At 70.2% G+C, this 26,769-nt stretch carries 22 protein-coding genes and 1 pseudogene; 13 read left to right on the top strand and 10 right to left on the bottom strand.

Annotation, left to right across the window (positions count from 1 at the left end; genetic code table 11):
- Positions 1-319: 319 nt before the first annotated feature.
- The 4 genes from VXC91_RS13645 (at position 320) to VXC91_RS13660 (ending at position 4,351) form a co-directional block, all read left to right on the top strand.
- Positions 320-865: a cysteine dioxygenase gene (locus VXC91_RS13645; protein ID WP_329507424.1), complete on the top strand. Its 546-nt coding sequence runs from the start codon at positions 320-322 to the stop codon at positions 863-865.
- A gap of 103 nt (positions 866-968) precedes the next feature.
- Positions 969-1,928 carry a 2-phospho-L-lactate transferase gene (gene cofD, locus VXC91_RS13650; protein ID WP_329507425.1) on the top strand — a complete coding sequence of 320 codons (960 nt, stop codon included), beginning with the start codon at positions 969-971 and terminating at the stop codon, positions 1,926-1,928.
- Positions 1,925-3,229, top strand: a complete 1,305-nt coding sequence (locus tag VXC91_RS13655) for a coenzyme F420-0:L-glutamate ligase (RefSeq protein ID WP_329507426.1) — start codon at positions 1,925-1,927, stop codon at positions 3,227-3,229. The genes cofD and VXC91_RS13655 overlap by 4 nt, the downstream gene beginning before the upstream one ends.
- Before the next feature lie 120 nt (positions 3,230-3,349).
- The gene (locus VXC91_RS13660) at positions 3,350-4,351 is read left to right on the top strand and encodes a DNA-3-methyladenine glycosylase family protein (RefSeq protein ID WP_329507427.1); all 1,002 of its coding nucleotides are present in this window, start codon (positions 3,350-3,352) and stop codon (positions 4,349-4,351) included.
- 74 nt (positions 4,352-4,425) lie between these two features.
- Here the strand turns inward: VXC91_RS13660 and manB are convergent, their stop codons facing one another.
- Positions 4,426-5,508: a mannose-1-phosphate guanylyltransferase gene (gene manB, locus VXC91_RS13665; protein ID WP_329507428.1), complete on the bottom strand. Its 1,083-nt coding sequence runs from the start codon at positions 5,506-5,508 to the stop codon at positions 4,426-4,428.
- 279 nt (positions 5,509-5,787) lie between these two features.
- Positions 5,788-7,176 (bottom strand): peptidoglycan recognition protein family protein, encoded by a 1,389-nt coding sequence (locus VXC91_RS13670; RefSeq protein ID WP_329507429.1) that lies wholly within the window; start codon positions 7,174-7,176, stop codon positions 5,788-5,790.
- A 139-nt stretch (positions 7,177-7,315) separates the two neighbouring features.
- Here VXC91_RS13670 and VXC91_RS13675 point away from each other — a divergent pair, with 139 nt between their 5' ends.
- From VXC91_RS13675 to VXC91_RS13690, 4 genes are all read left to right on the top strand, one after another.
- Positions 7,316-8,074, top strand: a complete 759-nt coding sequence (locus VXC91_RS13675; RefSeq protein WP_329507430.1) for a TIGR03089 family protein — start codon at positions 7,316-7,318, stop codon at positions 8,072-8,074.
- A gap of 262 nt (positions 8,075-8,336) precedes the next feature.
- The gene (locus tag VXC91_RS13680; RefSeq protein ID WP_408057381.1) at positions 8,337-9,617 is read left to right on the top strand and encodes an LCP family protein; all 1,281 of its coding nucleotides are present in this window, start codon (positions 8,337-8,339) and stop codon (positions 9,615-9,617) included.
- A gap of 239 nt (positions 9,618-9,856) precedes the next feature.
- Positions 9,857-11,647 carry an LCP family protein gene (locus VXC91_RS13685; RefSeq protein ID WP_329507431.1) on the top strand — a complete coding sequence of 597 codons (1,791 nt, stop codon included), beginning with the start codon at positions 9,857-9,859 and terminating at the stop codon, positions 11,645-11,647.
- Positions 11,648-11,860: 213 nt separating this feature from the next.
- Positions 11,861-13,510, top strand: a complete 1,650-nt coding sequence (locus VXC91_RS13690; RefSeq protein ID WP_408057382.1) for an LCP family protein — start codon at positions 11,861-11,863, stop codon at positions 13,508-13,510.
- Positions 13,511-13,569: 59 nt separating this feature from the next.
- Here the strand turns inward: VXC91_RS13690 and VXC91_RS13695 are convergent, their stop codons facing one another.
- Complete coding sequence (locus tag VXC91_RS13695) at positions 13,570-14,598, bottom strand: glycosyltransferase family 2 protein (protein WP_329507433.1); 1,029 nt, start codon at positions 14,596-14,598, stop codon at positions 13,570-13,572.
- Between the two features lie 116 nt (positions 14,599-14,714).
- Between VXC91_RS13695 and VXC91_RS13700 the strand changes: the two genes are divergently transcribed.
- Positions 14,715-16,178 carry an LCP family protein gene (locus VXC91_RS13700; protein WP_329507434.1) on the top strand — a complete coding sequence of 488 codons (1,464 nt, stop codon included), beginning with the start codon at positions 14,715-14,717 and terminating at the stop codon, positions 16,176-16,178.
- Positions 16,179-16,237: 59 nt separating this feature from the next.
- Here VXC91_RS13700 and VXC91_RS13705 read toward each other — a convergent pair whose 3' ends face one another.
- Positions 16,238-16,810, bottom strand: coding sequence for an acyl-CoA thioesterase (locus VXC91_RS13705; RefSeq protein WP_329507435.1), 573 nt, complete (start codon positions 16,808-16,810; stop codon positions 16,238-16,240).
- Between the two features lie 120 nt (positions 16,811-16,930).
- Here VXC91_RS13705 and VXC91_RS13710 point away from each other — a divergent pair, with 120 nt between their 5' ends.
- Both VXC91_RS13710 and VXC91_RS13715 read left to right on the top strand, forming a co-directional pair.
- Positions 16,931-18,232, top strand: a complete 1,302-nt coding sequence (locus tag VXC91_RS13710; RefSeq protein WP_329507436.1) for an LCP family protein — start codon at positions 16,931-16,933, stop codon at positions 18,230-18,232.
- A gap of 144 nt (positions 18,233-18,376) precedes the next feature.
- A complete protein-coding gene (locus VXC91_RS13715; RefSeq protein WP_329507437.1) occupies positions 18,377-19,492 on the top strand; it encodes a dipeptidase in 1,116 nt (371 codons plus the stop codon).
- Between the two features lie 18 nt (positions 19,493-19,510).
- Here VXC91_RS13715 and VXC91_RS13720 read toward each other — a convergent pair.
- Together VXC91_RS13720 and VXC91_RS13725 are read right to left on the bottom strand one after the other, a co-directional pair.
- A pseudogene (locus VXC91_RS13720) lies at positions 19,511-19,666 on the bottom strand (VOC family protein); the annotation flags it as partial.
- 93 nt (positions 19,667-19,759) lie between these two features.
- Complete coding sequence (locus VXC91_RS13725; protein WP_329507439.1) at positions 19,760-20,119, bottom strand: VOC family protein; 360 nt, start codon at positions 20,117-20,119, stop codon at positions 19,760-19,762.
- Between the two features lie 164 nt (positions 20,120-20,283).
- On the opposite strand from VXC91_RS13725, the gene VXC91_RS13730 reads away from it, so the two are divergent.
- Positions 20,284-20,784, top strand: a complete 501-nt coding sequence (locus VXC91_RS13730; protein WP_329507440.1) for a CGNR zinc finger domain-containing protein — start codon at positions 20,284-20,286, stop codon at positions 20,782-20,784.
- A gap of 117 nt (positions 20,785-20,901) precedes the next feature.
- Here VXC91_RS13730 and VXC91_RS13735 read toward each other — a convergent pair whose 3' ends face one another.
- The gene (locus VXC91_RS13735) at positions 20,902-22,245 is read right to left on the bottom strand and encodes a UDP-glucose dehydrogenase family protein (protein WP_329507441.1); all 1,344 of its coding nucleotides are present in this window, start codon (positions 22,243-22,245) and stop codon (positions 20,902-20,904) included.
- A gap of 179 nt (positions 22,246-22,424) precedes the next feature.
- Between VXC91_RS13735 and VXC91_RS13740 the strand changes: the two genes are divergently transcribed.
- Entirely contained in the window at positions 22,425-23,582 is a 1,158-nt protein-coding gene (locus tag VXC91_RS13740; RefSeq protein ID WP_329507442.1) for an acyl-CoA dehydrogenase, read from the top strand.
- A gap of 120 nt (positions 23,583-23,702) precedes the next feature.
- Here the strand turns inward: VXC91_RS13740 and VXC91_RS13745 are convergent, their stop codons facing one another.
- From VXC91_RS13745 to VXC91_RS13755, 3 genes are read right to left on the bottom strand one after another with little or no spacing between them, the layout of a single operon-like run.
- Positions 23,703-24,887 (bottom strand): dipeptidase, encoded by a 1,185-nt coding sequence (locus tag VXC91_RS13745; RefSeq protein ID WP_329507443.1) that lies wholly within the window; start codon positions 24,885-24,887, stop codon positions 23,703-23,705.
- A gap of 5 nt (positions 24,888-24,892) precedes the next feature.
- A complete protein-coding gene (purE, locus tag VXC91_RS13750) occupies positions 24,893-25,423 on the bottom strand; it encodes a 5-(carboxyamino)imidazole ribonucleotide mutase (protein WP_329507444.1) in 531 nt (176 codons plus the stop codon).
- Positions 25,420-26,559 (bottom strand): 5-(carboxyamino)imidazole ribonucleotide synthase, encoded by a 1,140-nt coding sequence (locus VXC91_RS13755; protein ID WP_329507445.1) that lies wholly within the window; start codon positions 26,557-26,559, stop codon positions 25,420-25,422. Before VXC91_RS13755 ends, purE begins: the two co-directional genes overlap by 4 nt.
- Between the last annotated feature and the right edge of the window lie 210 nt (positions 26,560-26,769).

Below are 26,769 nucleotides of genomic sequence, written 5' to 3' on the forward strand. Positions count from 1 at the left end.
GATGGGGTGAAACAGCTCCCACATTCCGGGCCTCAAGTTGACAGCGAAGGGGTGAACCGGTGTCCTTGTGGGCATGCTCGCGAACTCGCTGCTCACCTCGACCCGCCCCGCCGGGTCCCATGGTGCTGCCCGCGCTCGCTGTAGCTGTTGCTGTTCCGGCTGTTGAGCCTGCCCCACCGCTCCGGCCGCCCCTGAGTCCACACGACTCGGCTGTTGTTCCCCCGTGCCCGTACCAGGGCCCGCGCCACGTCCGTGACCCGGGCGGACGGCACACGACACCCAGCCCCCCGCACCCTCCCGCCGAGGAACCCCCGCACCCATGAACAGCGACAGCGACCTCCAGATCGCCGGCGACATCCTCGAAGTACCGCATCTGCTCCAGCCGCCGCGCGAGCACCCGTCCACCGTGGCCGAGTTCGCCGGTCTCGCCCGCTCCATCGCCGCCGACCGTGCCCGGTGGGCGCCCCTCGTGCAGTACGACGCGACGTCGCGCTGGTACCACCGGCTGCACACCGGTCCCGGCTATGAGGTGTGGCTGCTGTCCTGGGTGCCCGGGCAGGGCAGCGGGCTGCACGACCACGGGCGCTCGTCCGGCGTACTGACCGTCCTGGACGGCGCACTGACCGAGCGCGCGGAGCGCGCCACCCGCGCGTTGAGTGCGGGGGCGCAACGCGTGTTCGCGCCGGGATACGTGCACGAAGTGGTGAACGACACGCTGGAGCCGGCCGTCAGCCTTCACGTGTACTTCCCGGGGCTGACCGAGATGCCGATGCTCACTCCGTCCCGGCTCGGTTCGGCCGCGGGGACCACCGTCTCGGCGTGCGCGACCCACTGCGGCGGGACGGCGGACGCGGTCACCGCCTGAGCCGGGACACACGGCGACCGATCCGGCACGGCCCCGCGCCGGGTCCGCGAAGGCGTCACCACCGGGTCACACGCTGTCCTGCCCGCCTGCAAGACTGGCTCCCATGCGCATTGTGGTTCTGGCAGGCGGCATCGGCGGTGCCCGGTTTCTGCGTGGTCTCAAGCGGGCCGTGCCCGACGCGGACATCACGGTCATCGGCAACACCGGCGACGACATCCACCTCTTCGGGCTGAAGGTCTGCCCGGACCTCGACACGGTGATGTACACCCTCGGTGGCGGCATCAACGAGCAACAGGGCTGGGGCCGGGCCGACGAGACCTTCCACCTCAAGGAGGAGCTCGCGGCCTACGGCGTCGGGCCGGAGTGGTTCGGGCTCGGCGACCGGGACTTCGCCACGCACATCGTGCGGACGCAGATGCTGGGCGCCGGTTATCCGCTCAGCGCGGTCACCGAGGCACTGTGCGACCGCTGGAAGCCGGGCGTCCGGCTCATTCCCATGTCGGACGACCGTGTGGAGACCCACGTTGCCGTCGAGTTGGACGGCGAGCGCAAGGCGATCCACTTCCAGGAGTACTGGGTACGGCTGCGGGCCTCCGTGCCGGCCGAGGCGGTGGTACCGGTCGGCGCCGAGCAGGCGAAGCCCGCCCCGGGTGTCCTGGAGGCGATCGCGGAGTCGGACGTCATCCTCTTCCCGCCCTCCAACCCTGTCGTCTCCGTCGGCACGATCCTCGCGGTGCCCGGCATCCGTGAGGCGATCGCGGACGCCGGAGTGCCGGTGGTGGGCCTCTCCCCCATCGTCGGTGACGCGCCCGTGCGCGGGATGGCCGACAAGATGCTCGCGGCGGTCGGTGTCGAGTCGACGGCCGCGGCGGTCGCCGAGCACTACGGCTCGGGGCTGCTGGACGGCTGGCTCGTGGACACGGTGGACGCGGCCGCCGTGGACCGCGTGGAGGCCGCCGGTATCCGCTGCCGCGCGGTGCCCCTGATGATGACCGACCTGGAGGCGACGGCCCGGATGGCCCGGGAGGCACTGGCGCTCGCGGAGGAGGTGCGGACGTCGTGAGCGAAGCACCCGGCTACCGGGTCTGGGCCCTGCCCGGGCTGCCCGAGGTACGTCCCGGGGACGACCTCGCCAAGCTGATCGCGGCCTGCGAGCCCGGTCTCGTCGACGGGGACGTCCTGCTGATCACGTCGAAGATCGTGTCCAAGGCCGAGGGGCGTATCGTCCGCGCGGACGACCGGGAGGCCGCCATCGACGCCGAGACGGTGCGCGTCGTGGCCCGGCGCGGGCCGCTGAGGATCGTGGAGAACCGGCAGGGGCTCGTGATGGCCGCAGCCGGGGTCGACGCCTCCAACACCCCTGCGGGGACCGTGCTGTTGCTGCCCGAGGACCCCGACGCCTCGGCACGGGCCCTCCGGGAGGGGCTGCGGGACACACTCGGCGTCGACGTCGGCGTGATCGTGACGGACACCTTCGGGAGACCGTGGCGCACCGGCCTCACCGATGTCGCCATCGGTGCCGCGGGCGTACGGGTCCTCGACGACCTGCGCGGCGGCACGGACGCGCACGGCAATCCGCTCAGCGCGACCGTCGTCGCCACCGCGGACGAACTGGCCGCTGCCGGCGATCTGGTCAAGGGCAAGGCCGACGCGCTGCCCGTCGCCGTCGTGCGCGGGCTGCCCCACCTGGTGGCCCGGGAGGACGGCGAGGGCGCCCGCGCCATGGTGCGCGTCGCGCGCGACGACATGTTCCGACTGGGCACGTCCGAGGCGGTCCGGGAGGCCGTGACCCAGCGGCGCACGGTGCGGGCCTTCACCGACGAGCCCGTCGACCCCGGTGCCGTACGACGCGCGGTGGCCGCCGCCGTGACCGCTCCGGCGCCGCACCACACGACGCCGTGGCGGTTCGTGCTCCTGGAGTCCGAGGAGTCGCGGACGCGACTGCTGGACGCGATGCGGGACGCATGGATCGCCGATCTGCGGCGGGACGGGAAGACCGAGGAGTCGATCGCCAAGCGGATCCGGCGCGGAGACGTACTGCGCAATGCGCCCTATCTGATCGTGCCCTGCATGGTCATGGACGGGTCCCACATCTACGGCGACGTACGGCGGGACGCGGCCGAGCGGGAGATGTTCGTGGTCGCCACCGGCGCCGGCGTGCAGAACCTGCTGGTCGCGCTCGCCGGGGAGCGGCTGGGCTCGGCCTGGGTGTCGTCGACCATGTTCTGCCGGGACGTGGTCCGCGAGGTTCTGGGGCTGGCGCAGAACTGGGAACCGATGGGCGCCGTGGCCGTGGGGCACCCCGCCGAGGAGCCCAGGCCCCGGCCGCAGCGGGACGCACAGGCGTTCATCGACGTGCGGTGAGCACGGCTTGGGGCCGGGCGTCGCCGGACCCCGGGCACTCGCGTGACGCGGACTCCCGCCCAGCGCGGGGCCCCGCCCTCTACCCTCGTAGGACAACCCAGCATCACCAGGACGTCATCCGTGGCCGGACGATTCGCTCAGCGCCCCACCCCCACCACCGCGCGCGGTGGGCATGTCGCCGTGCCCGCGGGTGTGCCGCGGCAGGCCGCCGCGCCGGGCCACCGACGGACCTGGACGCCGCCCGGGCCGCTCGACCTCGGACTGGTGCTCGGGCCGTTGCGGCGCGGCCCCGCGGATCCCACGTTCCGGGCGACACCGGACGGTTCGGTCTGGCGGGCCAGCCGTACGCCGACGGGCCCGGGCACCCTGCGGGTCGCGCTACGGGCCGGGATCGCCGAGGCGGAGGCCTGGGGACCTGGGGCGGAGTGGCTGCTGGAGCAACTGCCCGAGATGCTCGGCGCGTTGGACGATCCCGATGCCTTCGAACCGCGGCACCGACTGGTCGCGCTCGCGCGGCACCGGCGGCCGGGGCTGCGGTTGATGCGTTCGGGACTGGTCCTGGAGTCGCTGATTCCGTCGATCCTGGAGCAGAAGGTCACGACGGACGAGGCGTACCGGGCATGGCGGTTGCTCGTTCGCAAGTTCGGGGAACCGGCGCCCGGACCCGCGCCGGGGCGGATGCATGTGATGCCGGCGCCGCGGACATGGTCGCTGATTCCGTCGTGGGAGTGGCACCGGGCCGGGGTCGACAACAAGCGGGCCTCGACGATCCTGCGGGCGGTGCGGGTCGCCGCGCGCCTGGAGCAGGCGACGTCGATGGAGCCGGCCCAGGCACAGGCGCGGCTGGAGGTGGTGTCCGGGATCGGGCCGTGGACCTCCGCGGAGACCGTGCAGCGCAGTCATGGGGCGGCGGACTCGGTGACCGTCGGGGATCTGCATCTGCCGGGCATCGTGGGGTACGCCCTCGCCGGGGACCGGAACGCGGACGACGAGGTGATGCTGTCGCTGCTGGAGCCGTATGCGGGACAGCGGCATCGGGCGGCGCGGCTGATCCTGCTGAGCGGGCACGCGCCGCCGCGACGTACTCCGCGGATGCGGCGCGGGGACATCGGGCGGTTGTAGATGCAGGCGGGTGGTTGTCGGTGCAGGGGGTCCAGGGGCTGCCGGCCCGGCAGCCCCCCGCCCCGGACGGTGACCTACTGGTCCGACGAGAAGCGCACCGCGCCCGCGGGAATCCGCGCGTCGCACCAGACCCGTACGCCGTCGCGGAGTTCGTTGTCCGCGCCGACCACCGCGCCGTCGCCGACGACCGCGCCCGAGAGGACCGAGCGCTCACCGATGCGGGAGCGGGCACCGATCAGCGAGTCCGTGATGACCGCGCCGGGTTCGACGACGGCGCCCATGAGCAGTGTGCTGCCGGAGATCCGGGCCCCCTCCCCGACGAACGCGCCCTCGCCGACCACCGTGCCGCCCGTCAGCTTCGCGTCCGTGGCGACCGATGCCGTCGGCAGGATCAGGCGGTCGCCGCAGCGGCCGGGCACGGCGGGCGAAGGGGCCCGCCCGAGGACCAGATCCGACGACCCGCGGACGAAGGCCGCCGGGGTGCCCAGGTCCAGCCAGTACGTCGAGTCCACCATGCCCTGGAGATGGGCACCGGCGGACAGCAGATCCGGGAAGGTCTCCCGCTCGACCGAGACCGGCCGGCCCACCGCAATGGTGTCGATCACCGAGCGGCGGAAGACGTATGCCCCGGCGTTGATCTGGTCGGTGACGATCTCCTCGGGGGTCTGCGGCTTCTCCAGGAACGCCGTCACCCGGCCCGTCTCGTCCGTGGGGACGAGGCCGTAGGCCCTCGGGTCCGTCACCTTCGTGAGGTGGAGGGACACGTCCGCGCCCGTCGTTTCGTGGGTGCGGACGAGGGCACGGATGTCCAGGCCTGTGAGGATGTCGCCGTTGAAGATCAGGACCGGCTCGTCGGGGCCCGAGTGGAGACGGCTCGCCACGTTGCGGATGGCCCCGCCCGTGCCGAGGGGCTCCTCCTCCGTGACGTACTCGAGCCGGAGACCGAGGGCCGAGCCGTCACCGAAGTACGGCTCGAAGACCTCGGCCAGATAGGACGTGGCGAGCACGATGTGCTCCACGCCCGCCGCTCTCGCCCGCGCCAACTGGTGCGTGAGGAAGGGGACCCCGGCCGCCGGAACCATGGGCTTCGGGGTGTGCACCGTGAGCGGGCGCAGCCGGGTGCCTTTGCCGCCGACCAGGAGGATCGCTTCTGTCACCTGTCGTCTCTGCTTCCTGCCGGGACCCGCCGAGCTGTTCAATCGGCCGGCCAGTGTATGCAGACCGTGTTGCGAGGACCGCTAAAGGCGTTACGAGGACCGCCAGAGGCGCCTTCGATGACAGTGGGGTGTCCTTCGACGGCTGTGTGTGGGGGCGCCTCCGCACACCTTCGTGCGGAAGAACTCGTAGGGCGTATGCGGGGCGTCGTGCGGTGAGTGGCGGTCACCGCACGACATCGTGCGGGTGGTCGGTACAGCGTCGGGCAATGGCCCCCGTCCTCAGCGGCCCTGCAAGCGGGCCGCGGTGGAACGGGCCGAGCCGAGTTTGCCGTAGAGCAGCTTTCCAGGGCACTCCGTGGCGAACCCGTCGCGATGGCCGGAGATCACATTCAGTCGTACGTTCACTCCCTTTGGGTAGAGATTGCCACCGCCTGACGTCAGGTATGTCGTGCCACGCGGATCGATGCCGGAGAGGCCGAACTTCCATGCGGTGAGCGCGGCGACGGCGTTCACGGCGGCGGCCGACGGCTCGGTGCTGGTGTAGGTGCCGAGGACAGCGATCCCCGTGCTGTTGGTGTTGAAACCGAGGGTGTGGGCCCCCATCACGGGCTTGTCCACGCCGCCTGCACGCCCTTCGTAGATGTTTCCGCACTTGTCGATGAGGAAGTTGTAACCGATGTCCCGCCAGCCGCTGCTCACGACGTGGTAGCGGTAGATACTGCGGATGACGGAAGGCGCTTGCGAGCAGGTGTAGTTGTTGCCCGAGGCCGTGTGGTGCACGAAGGCCGCCTTCACACTGCCTGTGTAGACGAAGCCCGCCTCACGCAGGCTCTCGTCGGCGCCCCAGCCGCTGCGCGTGATGATGGACGGGCGCGGCGCGACGTACGGCTGCGCGCCCACCGGGAGCCCTCCGAGTACGTTCCCCGTCTGCTTGGCGGCGACGTCCTTCGCCGCCTCTTTGGACAACGCCGGGAGCACCGCGGCATTCAGGGGCGCGAGGCCGGCGCCGACGGCGGACGCGATGGCTCCCGCGCCGGTCTCGCTCGCGTACGCCCCCTCCTCCGACCGCTGCACCGAGTCGTCCTGCGAGGACGGGGCGCCGACGTCCGACGGCGGCTCCGCACCGGGGTCGACCAGTTCGACCCGCAGACCGTCGGGGAGGGTGGGCGCCCGGGTCCCGCCGGTGTGGTCCGCCTCCGCGCGAACCCGCACCTCCACACCGTCCGATTCGCCGACCCACAGCGGCGCGGTCGATCCGCGCATCCGGTACGAACGTCCCTCGTCCGAGGCCGGATCGGGGCCGTGGCCCTGATTGTGCGTCTCGACCTCCTGCCAGTCGGACCACTGGTCCGTGCCGCTCGCGCGGGTACGGATCTGGACGTGGCCGTACAGCTCGGTGCCCGGGTCGTCCCAGACGACGCCGACCAGTGAGAAGGACCGCACGGACTGGGGGGCGAGACCCGCTTCGGACGCCGTACCGGCGACACGATCGGGGTTGAGAGGTACGAGGGGGAGCGACTGGGTGCTGCCGGGGACGGCCTCGGTGAGTGGCCGGACAACCGATGGACGGTGCACGCCCGGCCCGGCCGCCGCGGCGGGGAGGGGGATGGACAGAGACAGTACGGTCGCGCACGTGACGCCGATCGAAGAAGCAATGTATCCACGCATGCTGCTGATCTTGAACACAGTCAGACATATATGTCCATCTAGGAATTGACGGACCGTCGGATCTGCTCGCCCGAACCGGTGGTCCGTTCACCCGCCCGCCGCCGAGCCCCTGCGACCGCTCCCGCGTACCCTTGCGCGCGTGAACGCCACCGACCCCACCCCTGCCGACCTGCTGCGATCCGCGCTCGCCGCGGACCCCGCACGCCCCCTGGTGACCTTCTACGACGACGCCACGGGTGAACGCGTCGAACTCTCGGTGGCCACCTTCGCCAATTGGGTGGCCAAGACCGCCAACCTTCTCCAGGGCGATCTCGCCGCCGAGCCCGGCGACCGCGTCGCGCTGCTGCTGCCCGCTCACTGGCAGACGGCGGTGTGGCTGCTCGCGTGCGCGTCCGTGGGCGTCGTCGCGGACGTCGGCGGCAATGCCGGCGCCGCTGGCGTGGTCGTCAGCGGACCCGACACACTCGACGCGGCGCGCGCCTGCTCCGGGGAGCGCGTCGCCCTCCCCCTGCGCCCCCTCGGCGGTCGCTTCCCGCAGACCCCGGACGGCTTCCTCGACTACGCGGTCGAGGTGCCGAGCCAGGGCGACCGCTTCCAGCCGTACGCGCCGGTCGACCCGGAGGAGCCGGCGCTGATCGTCGCCGGGGCGGAGTACACGGGCGCGGAGGTCGTGGAGCGGGCACGTGCGGACGCGCCCGACCTCGGCCTGACGGGACCCGGCTCACGTCTGCTGTCCGGGCTGCCGTACGACACCTGGGAAGGACTGAGCGCCGGGTTGTACGCCCCCTTGGCCACCGGGGCTTCGGTGGTTCTCTGCCGGCACGTGGCGCAGCTCGGCGAGGATGCGCTGGCCAAGCGGATCGAGAGCGAGCGGGTCACGGCGACGGCGCTCCGCTGAGCGGCGCCGGGAGTACCGGGCGAGGGGCCCTTCGGGCCGCCGCGGCTCGTCGGGGGCGGCCCGCCCGGTACCGCTCCCCGGGCGGGGCCGCTCCCGCCCCCCCGGCTCACCTTCCAGGGCTGATCCCACCCTTCACCGCGCCGCTCCCGGAGCGTGGCCCCATCCCCCGTTCGGCGTAGTACCAGCCGCCCCCGCGGCCCACCCGGGGCCATGGTCGTAAGAGCCCTGCACGCTCGTACGTCACAAGGCGGTGGACCCGGCAGTGACCAGCGAAGGCACCCCACGGCGGCCGAAGCGGGCCGCACCGGGCCCTCGCGCGCCCGTCGGTGCCTCCCCGACCGGCACCGGGCTCAGGCGCCGACGGCGCCGACGCTGGATACGCAGCTCCTCCCTTGTTTCGGCCGTACTGCTGTTCGGTGCCGCGGGGGCCGGATGGGCCGCGTACGAGAAGCTGAACTCGAACATCACCGCGGACAACGACGCCGCCGCCGAGCTCGCCCGCTACGAGAAGGAGCGGCCCACGGCACTTGTGCGCGGCGCGCTGAACATCCTGATCATCGGGTCCGACTCTCGGTCGGGTGCCGGCAACAGCCGATACGGGCGGGATTCCGGAACCGAGCGGTCCGACACCGCCATCCTGCTGCACCTCGCGGCCGACCGGCGCAGTGCCACCGCGGTCTCCCTCCCCCGCGACCTCATGGTGCACGTGCCCAGCTGCCGCCGGCCGGACGGCAGCCGCAGCGAGGCGACCTTCACGATGTTCAACCACGCCTTCGCGACCGGCGGTTCGGCGTGCACGATCCGTACCGTCGAGAAACTGACGAACATCCGGATCGACCACCACATGGTCGTCGACTTCGAGGGCTTCAAGAAGATGGTCGACGCGGTAGACGGCGTCGAGCTGTGCCTGAAGCAGCCGATCGACGACGAGGCCGCCGACCTGAAGCTGCCCGCGGGCCGGGTGACGCTCAACGGCGAGCAGGCACTCGGCTACGTGCGCGCCCGCAAGAGCCTCGGCGACGGCAGCGACACCGAACGGATGGACCGCCAGCAGCGCTTCCTCGGCGCACTGGTCGGCAAGGTGCGCAGCGACGACGTCCTGCTGAATCCCGTCAAGCTGTATCCCATGCTGGACGCGGCCACCTCGTCCCTCACCACGGACCCGGCCCTGGCGAGCCTGCGCGCGCTTTACGAACTCGTGCGCGGGCTGCGGAACCTCCCCACGGACGACGTGCAGTTCCTGACGGCACCGCGCACCCCGTACCCGTACGACACCGATCGCGACCAACTCGTGGAACCCGCGGCGCAGAAACTCTTCACGCGGCTGCGCACGGACCAGCCTGTCGAGGTCACGAAGGAAGTTGCAGACAATTCATCACCAAAAATGAACAACAAGGCACCTGGTGACGGTGACGGCACGGAGTCGTACGGCGACGGAAAGTCCAGTGGAAAGACATCCGTCAGTTCGGTTCTTCCTGACCGGCCCCCGACACCCCCGCCCACTTTCCGGGGAAACACGGCCGCCCAGGACGCCTGCGGGTAAAGCGCACACCAAGACGAGGGACGTGTGAGCTAAGAACTATCGCGGAATTAGGACGAATTGCCCGGTTGTATGGGAGTGGAATTTGTCACCGCCATCGCTCGACGTTGAACTGGGCGGATAGTGTGAGCGACCCGGTGCCATGCCCGTGAGATCCGTCTGGGTTCGCGCACTGACTGAAGAGACCCGAGCGCCTCGAGGGGGAAGGCGCCGCGTGGCCCCGACGGAGGATTCGGACAACCGTGGACGCGCAAGGCCGTGGGCGGGCGGACAACATCGACCCCGCAGACCAGTGGGTACTCAACCCGAACACCGGTGAATACGAACTGCGACTGAGCCCTTCCGCTCCGCATTCGGCCGTGCCGAGGCCGCGGCGGGGAACTCCGTCGGGGGGTGCTCAGGGGGGCGCTCGCACGGCCCCCGGCCCTCGAAGGCCGGCCCCGGACAAGGCAGCCCCGGACCGGGCGGCCCCGAACAGAGCGGTCCCCGACAAGGCGACCCCCGACACCCTCCCGGGGCAGCGCCGCCGGCGGGGGGCGCCCGAGGAGCCGCCGCCGGGGCGGCGCCGTGGGCGTACGAACCCCAAGAAGGGCAAGGCCAAGAAGGTACTGCTGTGGACCGGCGGCAGTATGGCCTTCATCCTCGTGGCGGTCTCCGCGGCGGGATACCTCTACATCAAGCACCTCAACAACAACATCACGTCCGTCTCGGACGACGGCGCGGGCACCGGTGGCTTCCAGAAGGACAAGCCGATCAACATCCTGCTGATCGGCACCGACAAGCGCACCGGCAAGGGCAACACGGGGTACGGCGACACCGGCAGCGTCGGGCACGCCGACACCAACATCCTTCTCCACGTCTCCAAGGACCGCTCGAACGCGACCGCGCTGAGCATCCCGCGCGACCTGATCGTCAACGTCCCGGACTGCCCGACGCAGCAGGCCGACGGTACTACCAAGACCATCCCCGGCACGCAGGACGTCCGTTTCAACACAAGCCTCGGCCAGGACGGCCGCACGCCGAGCTGCACCATGCGCACGGTCACCGAGCTGACCGGCATCACGCCGGACGACTTCATGGTCGCCGACTTCAACGCGGTCAAGACGCTGACGTCGGCGGTCGGCGGGGTCGAGGTCTGTCTGGGCAAGGACATAAACGACCCGGACTCGCACCTCAAGCTGTCGAAGGGCACGCACAACATCGCGGGTGAGCAGGCGCTCGCCTTCGTGCGGACGCGGCACTCCGTCGGGTTCGGCGGCGACCTGAGCCGCATCCAGCTCCAGCAACAGTTCCTCAGCGCGCTGATGCGCAAGCTGAAGTCCAACGCCACCCTCACCAACCCCACCAAGACGCTGGACGTGGCGGAGGCCGCGACCAAGGCGCTGACCGTCGACTCCAAGATCAACAGCATCGGCAAGCTGAAGGACCTCGGTCTGGAGCTGGGCAAGCTCAACCCCAAGAACCTGACCTTCACGACGGTGCCGGTCCTCGACAACCCGGCGGACGGCGTGGTCAAGAAGACGGTCATCGTGGACAAGAACAAGGCCCCCGGGGTCTTCGAGGCGATCAGGGGCGATGTCTCCTTCACCGAGGTCAAGCAGCAGCAGAAGCAGAAGCAGACCGCGGTGGACGACCGTCTCAAGGGCTCCCGCTCGGCCGCGTCCGACATCCGTGTCGACATCTACAACGGCGGTGCCCCGGGCGGCAGCGCACAGCAGACCCTCAACTGGCTGCAGAACAACCAGGGCGTTCTCAAGTCCAGCCAACTCGGCAACGCCGACGCGCCACTGAGCAAGACGACTCTTGAATACGCTCCCGACCAGGCCGACCAGGCACGCAAGCTGGCGGACATCATGGGGTTGCCCGCGGCGGCGATGAAGCCGGGCCAGAGCGAGAAGAACGCTCAGGGACTGCCCGCGATCGTGCTGACCTTGGGCAAGGACTTCAAGGAGGCCGGAGTGCCACTGACGGCGCCGACGAAGGCGCCGGACGTCGACAAGTCCACGGCGGACAAGGTTCAGTGTGCCAAGTGACCTCAGCAGCCACTCACGCGTCCTACTTAACGCAGTCGCGCCCGGTGGGATGCATCCTGTCGGGCGCGTCAGGCGTCTAGTAACTGAACGCGAGGCATATCCGGTGGGACCCGACATGCGGTCCGCCGAACTGCGAGGTACCGCAGGCGCGACGGGGCGTCTGCCGGATCGCGGGACGGACCCGTTGTCGGGCGCCGGGTGGGGAGGCAGGACTTGGTGCAGAGCGGTGTGCGTGGAAAGGGGGCGCGACCACATGTGCGGCAGGCCGGTGAACTGGGCTGGGACGACAGTCTCTACGACCAGCACGACGACGGCGTCCAGGAGGGCGGCGGCCGGCGGGGCGGGGGGCGAGGGAGCGGCGCCGGAAGCAAGGGCCACCCACGCCGCAGACGCCGGGTTCTGCGCTGGTCGGCGACCGTCCTGGCGGTCGTCATACTCGGCACCGCCGGCGCGGGATACCTCTATTACCAGCACCTGAACAACAACATCAAGAAGGACGATCTCAACATCGGCGACGCCAAGGACCGCGCGACGGCGCCGAAGCCGAACGCGGCGGGCCAGACACCGCTGAACATCCTTCTCATCGGGTCGGACGCGCGTGACTCCAAGGAGAACCAGGAACTCGGCGGCGCCAAGGACACCTTCGGGGGCGCACCCCGTGCGGACGTCCAGATGCTGCTGCACCTCTCGGCCGACCGCACCAACATGTCGGTGGTCAGCATGCCGCGCGACACGCTGCTGCCGCTCCCCAAGTGCACCGACCCCGTGACGGAGCACGTCTTCCAGGCGACGACGTCCCTGGCGATGACGAACGACTCACTCGGCCGCGGCGGCCCCGGCTGCACGGTGGCCACCTGGGAGAAGCTCACCGACATCCACATCGACCACTTCATCATGGTCGACTTCGCGGGCGTGGTCTCGATGGCCGACGCGATAGGCGGCGTTCCGGTGTGTGTGGACAAGAACATCTACTCGCACACCGCTTCCGGTCACGGCTCGGGCCTGAAGCTGGAGAAGGGCACCACCTATGTCAAGGGCAAGCAGGCCCTGCAGTGGCTGCGCACGCGCTACGGGTTCGAGGACGGCAGCGACATCGCCCGAACCAAGGCACAGCACCAGTACATGGGCGCGATGGTCCGCCAGCTGCGCGAGAACGCCACCCTGGGCAACCCGAACAAGCTCCGCATGCTCGCGGAGACGGCCACCCAGGCGCTCACCGTCGACAAGGGGCTCGGCTCGGTCACAAAGCTCTACGACCTGAGCAACGAGTTGAAGAAGGTGCCCGCGAACCGCATCACGCTGACAACGATGCCGTACGAGTACGCCGGTGCCCGCGTGGTACCGAAGCCGGGCGACGCGGAGCAGCTCTTCCGTCTGGTGCGCGAGGACATATCGCTGGACGGCAAGGGCACGAAGAAGAAGACCACCACCGAACCCACGACCGCCCCGACGGACAGCGACGACAAGATCGCCGTCCAGGTGCAGAACGGCACCCGGACGTCCACGCTGGCGCCGGTGAGCGGACGGGCCGGCACGGTGGCCCAGTTCCTCGGCGAGAAGGGCTTCACCGAAGCCAGGGCCGACTCCTCGACGCTCCTCTCCGAGGAGAAGTCGCTGATCCGCTATCCGAGCGCGGACCTGAAGGGCGACGCCCAGCGAGTCGCCAAGGTTCTGGGCATCCCGGCGAGTTCGGTGCAGCAGTCGACGGATGTCTCCGGCGTCACCCTCGTCGTGGGCTCCGACTGGCGGGCGGGCACCGCGTACAAGGGGCCGAAGGAGGACAACAGGACCCCGACGTCGGCGAACATACTCAATGGCGCGGCCGAGGAGTGCATGAAGGTGGACCCGAACTACACCTGGTGACCGCAACGGTCGGGGCCCCTCCACCCGGAGAAGGCCCCGACCGCGGCACGCAGGGGTGCTCAGTCGGAGACGACGACCGCCGGCCGCCGCGATGCGATGACCTTCTTCGCCAGCGTCTTGGGGCTGGTCAGGAAGCCCCAGCCCCAGGACATGTGCATGGCCGCAAGGGCGACGGGGATCTGCAGCCGCGCCCGCGACGGCAGACCCTTGCCCGCGGGAAGCGAACCGAGGACGATCGCTGCGAGATAGCCACCGGGGATCAGGAAGCCCCACGGGGTCAGCACGGCGCCCACGACGATACCCGCGGCGATCGTGCAGACCGCGGTCGGCGGGGCGAGGTAGCGCAGATTGATGGAGCCCTCGTGGTAGCGGGCCACGACATGCCGCCAGCGCCCGTAATCCTTGTACTGCTTGGCGAGGGCCCGCACCGAGGGCCTCGGGCGGTACGCCACCTTCAGCTCCGGAGAGAACCAGATGAGGCCGCCCGCCTCACGGATGCGGAAGTTGAGCTCCCAGTCCTGGGCGCGGATGAACTCCTCGTTGTAGCCGCCCTGCTGCTCGAGCGCCTCTCGTCGGAAGACACCCAGGTAGACCGTCTCCGCCGGGCCGGCGTCGCCGCCGGTGTGGAAGACCGCGTTCCCGACTCCTATCCTCGAGGTCATGGCCGCGGCGACCGCGTGCTCCCAGTCGCTCTCGCCCTCGGCGTGCATGATGCCGCCGACATTCTGCGCGCCGGTCTCCTCGAGGAGGCGCACGGCGGTCGCGATGTAGTTCGGCGAGAGCATGCCGTGCCCGTCGACACGGACCACGATCGGGTGGCGGGAGGCCTTGATCGCCGCGTTGAGCGCGGCGGGCGTACGGCCGGTCGGGTTCGGGACCGTGTGCACGCGCGGATCCTCGCGGACCAGTTCGGCCGCGATCTCGTCCGTGCGGTCCGTGGAGGGACCCAGGGCGATCACGATCTCCATCTCGCCGCCGTACTCCTGGGCGAGAATCGCTTGGACGGCTCCGCGCAGATGCCGCTCCTCGTTGAGGACGGGCATGATCACAGACACGGCGGGGAGCTGCACGTCGGGCTTGGCGTTCATAGGAACCTCACGTTACCGCGAACGGGGGACACCGATGCGCGCCACCCGAGAGCCGCAGATCGTATCGGCCTACCGTGCTCAGGGATCCCACGCCCAGCCCCGCGGAGGTCTCCCCCGTGCCCACGCCGACCCGCACGCCCGCGCGCCGTCAGCCGGCCCGCCGGTCTCACGCCCGGCGGCCGCCCGTACGGCGGAGGAAACCGGGCTGGCCCACGCGGGTGGTCACGACACTGTCCGTGGGGGTTCTGGCATCGGCCGGCATCGCGCACGCGGCACTCACCGTCCTCGACGGCGGCATCTCCCGTATCAACCCCTTCGGAGACATGAAGGACCGCCCCGCCGCGGGCCACGGCACGAACATCCTTCTGGTCGGCACCGACGGCCGGGACAAGGTCACGGAGAAGGAGCGACAGGCGTTCCGGCTGGGCGGAACCCCCTGCCACTGCACCGACACGATCATGATCGTGCACATCTCGGAGGACCGGGAGCGGGCGACCGTGGTCAGCCTGCCGCGCGACACCTACACAGAGGTCGCGGCCCACGCCGATCCCGCGACCGGGGCACAGCACCCGGCCCATCCGCTCAGGCTGAACGCGGCGTACGCGGAGGGCGGCCCCAGCCTGACCGTGCGCACGGTCGAGGACATGACGCACCTCAAGATCGACCATTACATGGAGGTCGACTTCATCACCTTCATGAAGACGGTGAATGTGCTCGGGGGTGTGCGGGTCTGTACCCCACAGCCGCTGAAAGACCGCTTCACCGGGCTGAATCTGCCCGCGGGCACGCATGTGCTCGGCGGCGGGCAGGCGCTGCAGTACGTGCGGTCCCGGCACGTCGACGGAGCGTCCGACCTGGGCCGGATGCAACGGCAGCAGAAGTTCCTTGCGGCACTGATCGACCGGGCGACGTCGTCGGGTGTGCTGCTGAATCCGATGAAGCTCCGGGACGTGACGCGGGCCGTACTCGGTTCGGTGCGGGCGGACCAGGGCTTCGGGACGGACGAGCTGCTCGACCTCGGCCGGGCGATGCGGAACTTCTCACCGCGCTCGTCGGAGTTCGCGACCGTGCCGATCGGGCAGATGACCTTCCAGGTCAAGGACTTCGGCTCGACGGTGAAGTGGGACGACCCGAAGGCGCGGGCGTTGTTCCAGTCGCTGCGCGACGACAAGCCGCTCGCCCCGTCCCGCCCGAAGACGAAGAGCCCGACCGTGGTGAGCGTCGACGTGCCCCCGCAGCAGATCCAGGTGCAGGTCGAGAACGGGACACCCACGGAGGGGCTCGGCCGGCGTGTGGACGACGGGCTGTCGGCCAGCGGATTCCACACGACGCGCCGGCCGGCGAACGCGACGGACCGGTCGGTGCGGCGCACGGTCGTCGTCTACGACCCACGCTGGGACCGCTCGGCGAAGTCGCTGGCGGCGGCCCTGCCCGGCAGCGAGCTGCGCCCCACACCGGGCCAGGGCCCGACGCTGAAGGTGATCGCGGGCACGGACTTCACACAGGTGCAACGGGTGAAGGTGGCGGAGCCGCAGAATCCGGAGCAGGTGGTGACCGGGGACCAGGTGGTGTGCCCGTGAGCCACGTCCTGGGCCCTCGGCGCCGTTGACCCTCGGGTCTCCGCCTCCGCCGCGCCTTCTCAGTCCCGGTGGCCCTCCGCCACCCGCTGCTCCCGAAGCTCCATGATCGCGCGCCGACGGGCCAGGCGGTGGGTGCGGCGGATCTGGGCCTCCTGGTAGCGGCGCTTGTCGCGCTCCGTCTCCGGGATGACCGGCGGTACCGGCCGGGGCTTGCCGTCGGCGTCGACCGCGGTGAAGACGAGGTAGGCGGAACCGACCTGGGTGGGCGGCGTCGACTCGTTCCAGCGCTCGGCGAGGACTCGTACGCCGACCTCCATCGAGGTCCGGCCGGTCCAGTTGACCTGGGCCTTCACATGGACGAGGTCGCCGACCCTGACGGGCTCCAGGAACGCCATCTCGTCCATGGACGCGGTGACGGCGGGGCCTCCGGAGTGCCGGCCGGCCACGGCGCCCGCCGCGTCGTCGACGAGTTTCATGATCACACCGCCGTGCACCGTGCCCAGAAGGTTGGTGTCGTTGTGGGTCATGATGTGGCTGAGGGCGGTCCGGGACGCGGAGGTGGGCTTCCCGTGGAAATCGCCCGTGGTTTGGCCCGGAATTTCTGGTTCCGGGGCTGGGGCCTGGTCTGTCATGGCGTCCACCTTATGCGGGCGCGCACTCGGGGAGACTTTGTGTCAGCTTCGCAACAGCCCTGACCCCGTTCTTCGCCGCCCCTTGTGGGGCCCATACCTCGACCCTGCACACTGGGGCCCATGAACGATTGGTCCGAGGGATGGTCCGACGACAGCCGCCGCAACCGCTACGGACGCGGCAGTGCCGGCGCACAGCCGGAGAGTGCGCGCGTGATGCGACAGGTCCGGCGCACGCCCGGTGCACCGGGCGGCCCTCAGGGCGCGCCGCCGTACGGCAGGGTGCCGCAGCAGCCGGCCTACCCGGGCGGTTACCAGGACGACCAGGGGTACGGCGACTACAACAGCGGCTACAACACGGGCCAGGTCTACGGCGGCGGCCGACGCGGCGGCTACATACCCAACGACGACGCCCCGGACGACGAGTTCCAGCACTATCGGCAGCGCCCCAGCTGGGGCCGCCGCATCAAGTGGACCGTGATCACGCTGGTCACCGTCCTGGTCGTGACCTCGGTGGCCACCTACTTCTGGGCCGACTCCAAGCTCCACCGGGACGTCGACCTCTCCAAGGTCATCGACCGGCCCGCCGCGGGCCAGGGCACCAACTACCTGATCGTCGGTTCCGACAGCCGCGCGGGCATGTCCGCCGAGGACAAGAAGAAGCTGCACACCGGGTCCGCCGAGGGCAAGCGGACGGACTCGATGATGATCCTGCACGTCGGGGACAACGGCGACACGCTGATATCACTGCCCCGTGACTCGAACGTGGAGATCCCGAGCTATGTGGGGTCCCAGTCCGGCAAGACGTTCAAGGGCACGGGCCGGCATGTGAAGCTGAACGCGGCGTACGCCGAGGACGGGCCGACGCTCCTGGTCCGCACGATCGAGTACAACACCGGTCTGCACATCGACCACTACGTGGAGATCGGTTTCGGGGGCTTCGCGAACATCGTGGACGCGGTCGGCGGCGTCGACATCACCATCGACAAGGGCTTCAAGGACAAGTACTCGGGCGCCGACTTCAAGGCGGGCACGCAGACGCTCAACGGTGAGCAGGCCCTGGCATTCGTCCGTACCCGGCACGCCTTCGCCACGAGCGACCTGGAGCGCACGAAGAACCAGCAGAAGTTCCTCTCCGCCCTGGCCCACCAGGTGGCCACCCCGTCGACGGTCCTGAACCCGTTCAAGCTCTACCCGACGATGAGCGCGGGCCTGGACTCCCTGTCCGTCGACAAGGACATGAGCCTGTGGAACCTGGCGACCATGTTCTGGGCGATGAAGAGCGTCAGCGGCGGTGACGGCAAATCGATGAACATGCCGCTCGCCGGCTCCTCCGGCGGCAACCTGCTGTGGGACAAGGCCAAGGTGAAGACACTGGTGAACGAGCTGAAGAACGACCAGACGGTGACGGTGTCGGGCAACTGAGCCCTGGGCGCCGGTACGCGAAGGGCCTCGCCGAGTGGTACGGCGGGGCCCTTCGCATACCCCCGAACGGTTCACCCACCAGGAATCCGTCGGGCCGCCGTGCGACCGTGAACCGAACCATGATCACGACCCACGGAGCCCGTCATGGCCGATCTTCAGGACGAACTGGACACCATCGCCGAGGCCGTCGGCGACCTCGACCCGGCGCCCGCACCACCGTCGCGGTCCGAGGACACAACAGCCGAGGCGGGTACCGACGCCCTCGACCGCGCCCGTGCCTTCCTCGCGGGGCATCCCGTGGCGGTCGGCTACAGCGGGGTGCCCTGGGCGCTGCGGCATCTGCCCCGGTACGACGTGGAGTTCGGCGAGGGTGCCGGGGACGCGGACGTGCCGCGACTGCGGCAGGGGTATGTGGGCGCGCTGTTCTGGTCGCTGCACCTGCCGGGGGAGCCGACGGGCGACCGGGCCGTGCTGGCCACTTTCGACCTGCTGGATCTGGTGAGGACCGCGGTACGGGCCCACCGTGAAGGGCTGCGGCTCGCCGACGACGCCGCGCAGATCACCGACCTGCGCAACCGCAGCCGTGTCTCCGTCGTCATCGGGCCCGCGGGGGCCTGCGCGCTCGGCGACTCGCTCGGCGTCCTGCGCATCCTGCGCGCCCTCGGGCTCAGACTTCTCACGCTCTCCGGCACGTCCTGGGCGGGTGGTGACGGGCTCACCCGTTTCGGAGAGGAGGTGGTGCGCGAGATGGACCGCCTCGGCGTCCTCCCCGACCTCTCGGGCGCCTCGGCGGCCACGGTCCACCGCACCCTCAAACTGTCCAAGGCGCCGGCCGTGTTCACCCGCTCCGGGGCCCGCGCTGTGCGCACGCACCCGGCCAACCTCCCCGACGACGTGCTCGCCGAGGTCGGCCGGGCACAGGGGCTGTGCCTGGTTCCGCTCGCCGCGGAGCAGACGGGCCCGACCGTGCGGGACGTCGCCGACCACCTCGACCACGTCCGGGCGCTCACGGGCCCGGAGTGCGTCGGCCTGTCGGGGGCCTACGACTCCGGGGCCGCGCACGCCTCGGACCTCGCGGACGCCTCCTGCTATCCGCGGCTGATCGCCGAACTCCTGGTCCGCGGCTGGACCGAGGCCGACCTGTCCCTGCTGACCTGGAGCAACGTCCAGCGCGTACTGCGCACCGCCGACTTCACGGCTCGCTCCGCACAGCAGCGCCGGGGAGCGTCCATGGCGAAGATCACCGATCTGGACGGCTGATCCGCCGGGCCGGCCCATCTACACGTGCTCGATCCGGCAGCGGCAGAACGGGTGCCCGGCCGGATCCGCGTACACCCGGAAGTCCCGTTTGCCGTTCGGGTGGTTCACGTCCAGCGGGCGGGCGCCGAGTGCGAGCGCCTTCTCCTGGGCCGCCTCCGATCGCCTCCATTCCGCGAGCACGCGGGGATCCGGGCGGTCCAGGACGACGGACGGCATACGGGCGACCGGCTGTGCCATGGTGACCGCCTCCGAGAACGGGCGTCCGGTTCAGCCGGCGCAGAGGCAGAACGGGTGCCCCGCCGGATCCGCGTAGACGCGCCACGTGCGCGAGCGGTCCGCCGCGTCCAGCGGCTCGGCACCGAGTGCGAGGACCTCCTTCTCGGCCGCGTCGAGGTCGTCGACGACGAGATCCAGGTGGAACTGCTGCGAGTCGTCGGGGGCCGGCCAGGCAGGCGGTACGTACCCGGGGGCGGCCTGAAAGGCCAGTGCCTGCCCGTCCGGTGCCTTCAGGTCGATCCAGTCGTCGTCGCCCTCCACCGTGCCGCCCAGCACCTCGGCGTAGAACCCCGCGAGCGAACGGGGGTCGGGACAGTCCAGGACGACGACGCCCAGCTTGGCGAGTGCCATGACTTCCTCCTCGGAGTCTGTGGTTCCGGTCTGTGTGATCCATGGTGACCATTCGTTACCTGTAGAGGCAGTTAACCGGTAACCGTTACCGCATGCTCCCGCACTGGAGGTAACGTCGCAAGGGGAATCGCGAAAGGTAACGTCGCCGCCATGAGGTCCCAGACATGAGTGACAGACCCCCCGCTCCCGGCGGTCTCGCCCTGGTGGAGGCCCTCGTCAACACCGTGGACCTGGAATCCGGCAGCGATCGCCTGGACACACCCGAGGGGCGCGCCGAGCTCGGCGTCACCGAACAGGAGCTGGCGGACGTGCGCGAGCTGCGCGAGTCCCTGCGCGCCGTCTGCCTGGCGCACGCGGGCCATCCCCCGCACCGCGAGGTGACACCCCTGGGCGAGCTGCTGGCACGGGCTCCCCTGTACGTGGCCGTCGACGAGCGGGACGGCTCGGCGCTCCTCGCCCCCGTCGACGAGCGGTCCCTGTTCTCCCGGGTGGCCGCGGCCGTCGCGGAGTCGCTCACGGCGGGCACCTGGCTGCGCCTCAAGGCCTGCGAACTGCCCGAGTGTCACTGGGCCTACTACGACCGCAGCCCGGCCGGGAAGGGCCGCTGGTGCTCGATGGCGGTGTGCGGGGCGCGCGCAAAAATGCGGCGGTACCGGGCGAAGTAGGCGTATCACCCGCAAGGTTGGGGACTCGCCACTCGCCCGTGACGACCGTGGGGCAGAATGCAACCCGACGCCGGTCCGGCCGACTGAGCCTCGGCCGGACCGGCGTCACCGGTTTCCTCACGCCGTGGGGCGGCCCATCGCCCGGTACGTCCACCCCTCCCGGCGCCACAGCTCCGGGTCGAGCGCGTTGCGGCCGTCCAGCACGATGCGGCAGGCGACCTCACGGCCCAGCTCGGCCGGGTCCAGATCACGGAACTCGCGCCACTCGGTGAGGTGGAGCACGACGTCGGCGCCGCGGACCGCCTGGAGCGCGGAGCCGGCGTATCCGAGCGTCGGGAAGAGGCGCCGGGCGTTCTCCATGCCCTTGGGGTCGTAGACCGTGACCTGACCGCCCTGGAGATGGATCTGCCCGGCGACGTTCAGCGCCGGCGAGTCGCGTACGTCGTCGGAGTCGGGCTTGAACGTCGCACCCAGCACCGCGACCCGCTTGCCGAGGAAGGAACCGCCGCCCAGCGCCTCGCGCGCCATCTCCACCATCTGACCGCGGCGGCGCATGTTGATGGAGTCGATCTCACGCAGGAAGGTCAGTGCCTGGTCGGCGCCCAGCTCTCCGGCGCGCGCCATGAAGGCCCGGATGTCCTTCGGCAGACAGCCGCCGCCGAAGCCGATCCCGGCCCGCAGGAACTTCTTGCCGATCCGGTCGTCGTAACCGATGGCCTCGGCCAGCCGGGCCACGTCGCCGCCCGCGGCCTCGCAGACCTCCGCCATCGCGTTGATGAACGAGATCTTGGTGGCGAGGAAGGAGTTCGCGGAGGTCTTCACCAGCTCGGCGGTCGGGAAGTCGGTGACGACGAAGGGCGAGCCCTCGGCCATCGGCGTCGCGTACACCTCGCGCAGCAGCTTCTCGGCCCGGTCGCTGCGCACGCCGACGACGATCCGGTCGGGGTGCAGCGTGTCCTGGACGGCGAAGCCCTCGCGCAGGAACTCCGGGTTCCAGGCCAGCTCGGCGTCCTCTCCCGCGGGCGCGTGCTCGGCGAGGTAGGCGGCCAGGCGGTCCGCGGAGCCGACGGGCACGGTCGACTTGCCGACGACGAGGGAGGGGCCCTTCAGGTGGGGGGTAAGAGAGGCGATCGCGGCGTCGACGTACGACATGTCGCAGGCGTACTCACCATGCTTCTGCGGGGTGTTCACACAGACGAAGTGGATGTCGCCGAACGCGGCCAGCTCGGCCCAGTCCATCGTGAATCTCAACCGCCCCGTGGAGCCCTCGATGCCCTCGACGTGCTTGCGCAGCAGCTCCTCGAGACCGGGCTCGTACATGGGGACCTCGCCCCGCTGCAGCATCTCGATCTTCTCCGGCACGACGTCGAGACCCAGCACCTCGAACCCGAGCTCGGCCATGGCCGCGGCGTGGGTCGCGCCGAGATAGCCGGTCCCTATCACGGTGATCTTGAGGCTCATGGGGTGCTCCAGGGGGGACGGCGGTGAATCGGTGCCCGAGCATAGCCGGGCCTCTCGGCGGGCAGGTTTCCCCGCTGTCGCCAAGCTCACGTATCACTCGGGTGGGCGTACCCCTAAAATTTGGGTTACTTAACGGTAATTAGCGTCGGCACCGCAGCTTCCTTGGAGCGTGAGAGACCTTGGCCGGATCGGCTGAATTCGACCTGTACCGCCCGTCCGAGGAGCACTCCATGCTCCGCGACGCCATCCGCTCGCTGGCCGAGGCGAAGATCGCGCCGTACGCCGCCGCGGTGGACGAGGAGGCGCGCTTCCCACAGGAGGCGCTGGAGGCCCTCGTCGCAAACGACCTGCACGCGGTGCATGTGCCCGAGGAGTACGGCGGCTCCGGGGCGGACGCGCTCGCCACGGTCATCGTGATCGAGGAGGTGGCGCGTGCCTGCGTGTCGTCCTCGCTGATCCCGGCCGTGAACAAACTCGGCTCCCTGCCGGTGCTCCTCTCCGGCTCCGAGGAGCTGAAGAAGAAGTACCTGGGGCCGCTGGCCAAGGGCGACGCGATGTTCTCGTACTGCCTTTCCGAGCCCGAGGCGGGCTCGGACGCGGCCGGCATGAGGACGAAGGCCGTCCGCGACGGCGACCACTGGGTCCTCGACGGCGTCAAGCGCTGGATCACCAACGCGGGCGTCTCCGAGTACTACACGGTCATGGCCGTGACCGACCCCGAGAAGCGCTCCAAGGGCATATCGGCCTTCGTCGTCGAGAAGTCCGACCCGGGTGTTTCCTTCGGCGCCCCGGAGAAGAAGCTCGGCATCAAGGGCTCCCCCACCCGCGAGGTCTACTTCGACAACGTCCGCATCCCGGCCGACCGCATGATCGGCGAGGAAGGCACCGGCTTCGCGACGGCGATGAGGACCCTGGACCACACCCGCATCACCATCGCCGCCCAGGCGCTCGGTGTCGCCCAGGGCGCCTTCGACTACGCCAAGGGCTACGTCAAGGAGCGCAAGCAGTTCGGCAAGCCGATCGCCGACTTCCAGGGCATCCAGTTCATGCTCGCCGACATGGCGATGAAGATCGAGGCGGCCCGCCAGCTCACCTACGCGGCCGCCGCCAAGTCGGAGCGCGGCGACAGCGACCTGACCTTCCAGGGCGCCGCCGCGAAGTGCTTCGCCTCGGATGTGGCGATGGAGGTCACCACGGACGCCGTCCAGCTGCTGGGCGGCTACGGCTACACCCGCGACTACCCGGTCGAGCGAATGATGCGCGACGCGAAGATCACGCAGATCTACGAGGGCACCAACCAGGTCCAGCGCATCGTGATGGCACGCAACCTGCCGTAACACGCGCGGCCGGTCGCGGCAGCGCACGGAAGTTTCCGGGGCACCCTGCGGGGTGCCCCTTTCCGTGCTGCGCGGCCTTCGCCCCCGACGCCGAGGGGCCGAGGCCCGCCCTCCTCGGCGTCAGCGGTCCAGCTCATCCAGCGTCGCGTTCGACGGGCTCCGCTTGCCCTGGAGGTCGCGGGCCACGTCCTCGGCCGCGCTCAGCACTCGCACCGCGTTCTGCCAGGTCAGCTTGGCCAGGTCGGACGTCGACCAGCCGCGTTCCAGCAGTTCGGCGATCAGGTTCGGGTAGCCCGAGACATCGCCGAGGCCGTCCGGGGTGAAGGCCGTCCCGTCGTAGTCGCCGCCGATGCCGAGATGGTCGACGCCCGCCACCTCGCGCATGTGGTCCAGGTGGTCGGCGACCGTCGCGACCGTCGCGACCGGGCGGGGGTTCCGCTCCTCGAAGGCGCGATGGACCTTCATCGCCTGCGGGGTCGTGTCGAGATGGTGGAAGCCGTGCGTGCGCATGTTGTCGTCCGCGGCGGCCGTCCAGTCGACCGCCGCGCGGAGCACGAACTTGGGGACGAACGTCACCATCGCCACACCGCCGTTGGCGGGCAGGCGCTCGAGGACGTCGTCGGGGATGTTGCGCGGGTGGTCGCAGACCGCACGGGCGGAGGAGTGCGAGAAGATCACCGGGGTGTCCGTCGTGTCCAGCGCGTCCCGCATCGTCGTCGCCGCCACGTGCGAGAGGTCGACCAGCATGCCGAGGCGGTTCATCTCGCGCACGACCTCGCGGCCGAAGTTCGTGAGGCCGCCGGCCGCCGGCCGGTCGGTCGCCGAGTCCGCCCAGGCGACGTTGTCGTTGTGGGTGAGGGTCATGTACCGCACGCCCAGCTCGTACAGCCCGCGCAGCGTGCCGAGCGAGTTCGCGATCGAGTGGCCGCCCTCCGCGCCCATGAGGGACGCTATGCGGCCTTCTGTGCGCGCCGCCTCCATGTCGGCGGCGGTCAGCGTCCGTCGCAGGTCCGCCGGATAACGCTCCGTCAACTGCCGTACGCAGTCGATCTGTTCGAGTGTCGCGGACACCGGGTCGGGCAGATCGCTGCGCACGTACACCGACCAGAACTGCGCACCGACCCCGCCCTCGCGCAACCGCGGCAGGTCGGTGTGCAGGTGCTCGTTCTGGTGGTGCGCGATGTCGCGGGCGTCCAGATCGTACCCGACCTGCTCACGCAGCGCCCAGGGCAGGTCGTTGTGCCCGTCGACCACCGGAAACTCACGGAGCAGGTTCCGGGCTGCCTCCAGCGAGGGCGAGGTCATCGGCGTCACTTCCCCGAGCCGAAGCCGAAGCCCGCCGTCGATCCCTCGACCTTGGAGCGCAGGCGCTTGCCCTTCTCGGTCGCCTGGTCGTTGAGGTCCTGCTGGAAGTCGCGCATCCTCCCGAGGAGGTCCTCGTCGTGCGCGGCCAGGATGCGGGCCGCGAGCAGCCCCGCGTTGCGGGCACCGCCCACCGAGACCGTCGCCACCGGAACACCGGCGGGCATCTGCACGATCGACAGCAGCGAGTCCATGCCGTCCAGGTACTTCAGCGGGACGGGGACGCCGATGACGGGCAGCGGGGTGACGGAGGCGAGCATGCCTGGCAGATGCGCGGCACCTCCGGCACCCGCGATGATCACCTTCAGACCGCGGTCCGCGGCGTGCTCCCCGTACGCGATCATCTCGCGAGGCATGCGGTGCGCGGAGACGACGTCGACCTCGTACGCGATTTCGAACTCGTCGAGGGCCTTGGCGGCGGCCTCCATGACGGGCCAGTCCGAGTCCGACCCCATGACGATGCCAACAACAGGGCTCATTCGGTGATGGTGCCTCTCAGGTAGCCGGCAGCGTGACGGGCGCGCTCCAGCACGTCGTCCAGGTCGTCGCCGTAGGTGTTGACGTGTCCGACCTTGCGGCCGGGCTTCACGTCCTTGCCGTACATGTGGATCTTGAGTTGAGGGTCGCGGGCCATGCAGTGCAGGTACGCGGAGTACATGTCGGGATAGTCGCCGCCCAGCACGTTGACCATGACGGTCCACTTGGCGCGTGGGCGCGGGTCGCCGAGCGGGAGGTCGAGGATTGCACGCACATGGTTGGCGAACTGTGAGGTGATCGCGCCGTCCTGAGTCCAGTGGCCCGAGTTGTGCGGGCGCATCGCCAGCTCGTTGACGAGAAGGCGGCCGTCGCGGGTCTGGAACAGCTCGACGGCGAGGTGGCCGACGACGCCGATCTCCTTGGCGATCGTCAGGGCCATCTCCTCGGCCTTCAGTGCCAGTTCATCGGCCAGGTCGGGGGCGGGCGCGATCACGGTGTCGCAGACCCCGTTGACCTGCTGGGACTCGACGACCGGATACGCCACGGCCTGGCCGTGCGGAGACCGTACGACGTTGGCGGCCAGCTCCCGTACGAAGTCGACCTTCTCCTCGGCGAGGACCGGGACACCCGCCCGGAACGGCTCGGCGGCCTCCTCGGCCGACCCCACGACCCACACACCCTTGCCGTCGTAGCCGCCACGGACGGTCTTCAGGACGACGGGGAAACCGTCGCCCTCCGCCGCGAAGGCGGCGACGTCCTGCGGATCGCTCACGATGCGGTGCCGCGGGCACGGCACCCCGATCGCGTCGAGCCTCGCCCGCATCGCCCCCTTGTCCTGGGCGTGCACGAGCGCATCCGGGCCCGGGCGGACGGGGATGCCGTCCGACTCCAGGGCTCGCAGGTGCTCGGTGGGGACGTGTTCGTGATCGAAAGTCATCACGTCACAGCCCCGCGCGAAGGCACGCAGGGTCTCCAGGTCGCGGTAGTCGCCGATGACGACGTCATGGACGACCTGCGCCGCGGAGTCCTGGGGGGTGTCACTGAGGAGCTTGAATCTGATGCCGAGCGGGATGCCCGCCTCGTGGGTCATACGAGCGAGCTGGCCACCGCCGACCATGCCGACTACCGGGAACGTCACGCACCCAGGGTATCGGCCACGCCACCACGGCCGGTTTCCGTCCCTGCGGGACGGCCGCCCGGTGGCCGGTCCGTATCCGGGCGACGCCCTTGCCGACCGCTTTCCTTCCGTCCTCGTGAACTGGCCCACAGGCGGGACTCACGGCCGCTGGTTAGCATGGCGGAGTTGACGGAACCGCTCGGCGCGTCCTGCCGGGCCGGCGAACGCGAC

It is taken from the genome of Streptomyces chiangmaiensis, assembly GCF_036281785.1.
Classification (GTDB): Bacteria; Actinomycetota; Actinomycetes; order Streptomycetales; family Streptomycetaceae; genus Streptomyces; species Streptomyces chiangmaiensis.

Bases quoted from the DNA above. Each gene is read 5' to 3' on its own strand.
- VXC91_RS13645 (WP_329507424.1), top strand. From the start codon at position 320: ATGAACAGCGACAGCGACCTCCAGATCGCCGGCGACATCCTCGAAGTA.
- cofD (WP_329507425.1), top strand. From the start codon at position 969: ATGCGCATTGTGGTTCTGGCAGGCGGCATCGGCGGTGCCCGGTTTCTG.
- VXC91_RS13670 (WP_329507429.1), bottom strand. From the start codon at position 7,176: ATGCGTGGATACATTGCTTCTTCGATCGGCGTCACGTGCGCGACCGTA.
- VXC91_RS13695 (WP_329507433.1), bottom strand. From the start codon at position 14,598: ATGAACGCCAAGCCCGACGTGCAGCTCCCCGCCGTGTCTGTGATCATG.
- VXC91_RS13705 (WP_329507435.1), bottom strand. From the start codon at position 16,810: ATGACAGACCAGGCCCCAGCCCCGGAACCAGAAATTCCGGGCCAAACC.
- VXC91_RS13710 (WP_329507436.1), top strand. From the start codon at position 16,931: ATGAACGATTGGTCCGAGGGATGGTCCGACGACAGCCGCCGCAACCGC.
- VXC91_RS13715 (WP_329507437.1), top strand. From the start codon at position 18,377: ATGGCCGATCTTCAGGACGAACTGGACACCATCGCCGAGGCCGTCGGC.
- VXC91_RS13725 (WP_329507439.1), bottom strand. From the start codon at position 20,119: ATGGCACTCGCCAAGCTGGGCGTCGTCGTCCTGGACTGTCCCGACCCC.
- VXC91_RS13730 (WP_329507440.1), top strand. From the start codon at position 20,284: ATGAGTGACAGACCCCCCGCTCCCGGCGGTCTCGCCCTGGTGGAGGCC.
- VXC91_RS13735 (WP_329507441.1), bottom strand. From the start codon at position 22,245: ATGAGCCTCAAGATCACCGTGATAGGGACCGGCTATCTCGGCGCGACC.
- VXC91_RS13745 (WP_329507443.1), bottom strand. From the start codon at position 24,887: ATGACCTCGCCCTCGCTGGAGGCAGCCCGGAACCTGCTCCGTGAGTTT.
- purE (WP_329507444.1), bottom strand. From the start codon at position 25,423: ATGAGCCCTGTTGTTGGCATCGTCATGGGGTCGGACTCGGACTGGCCC.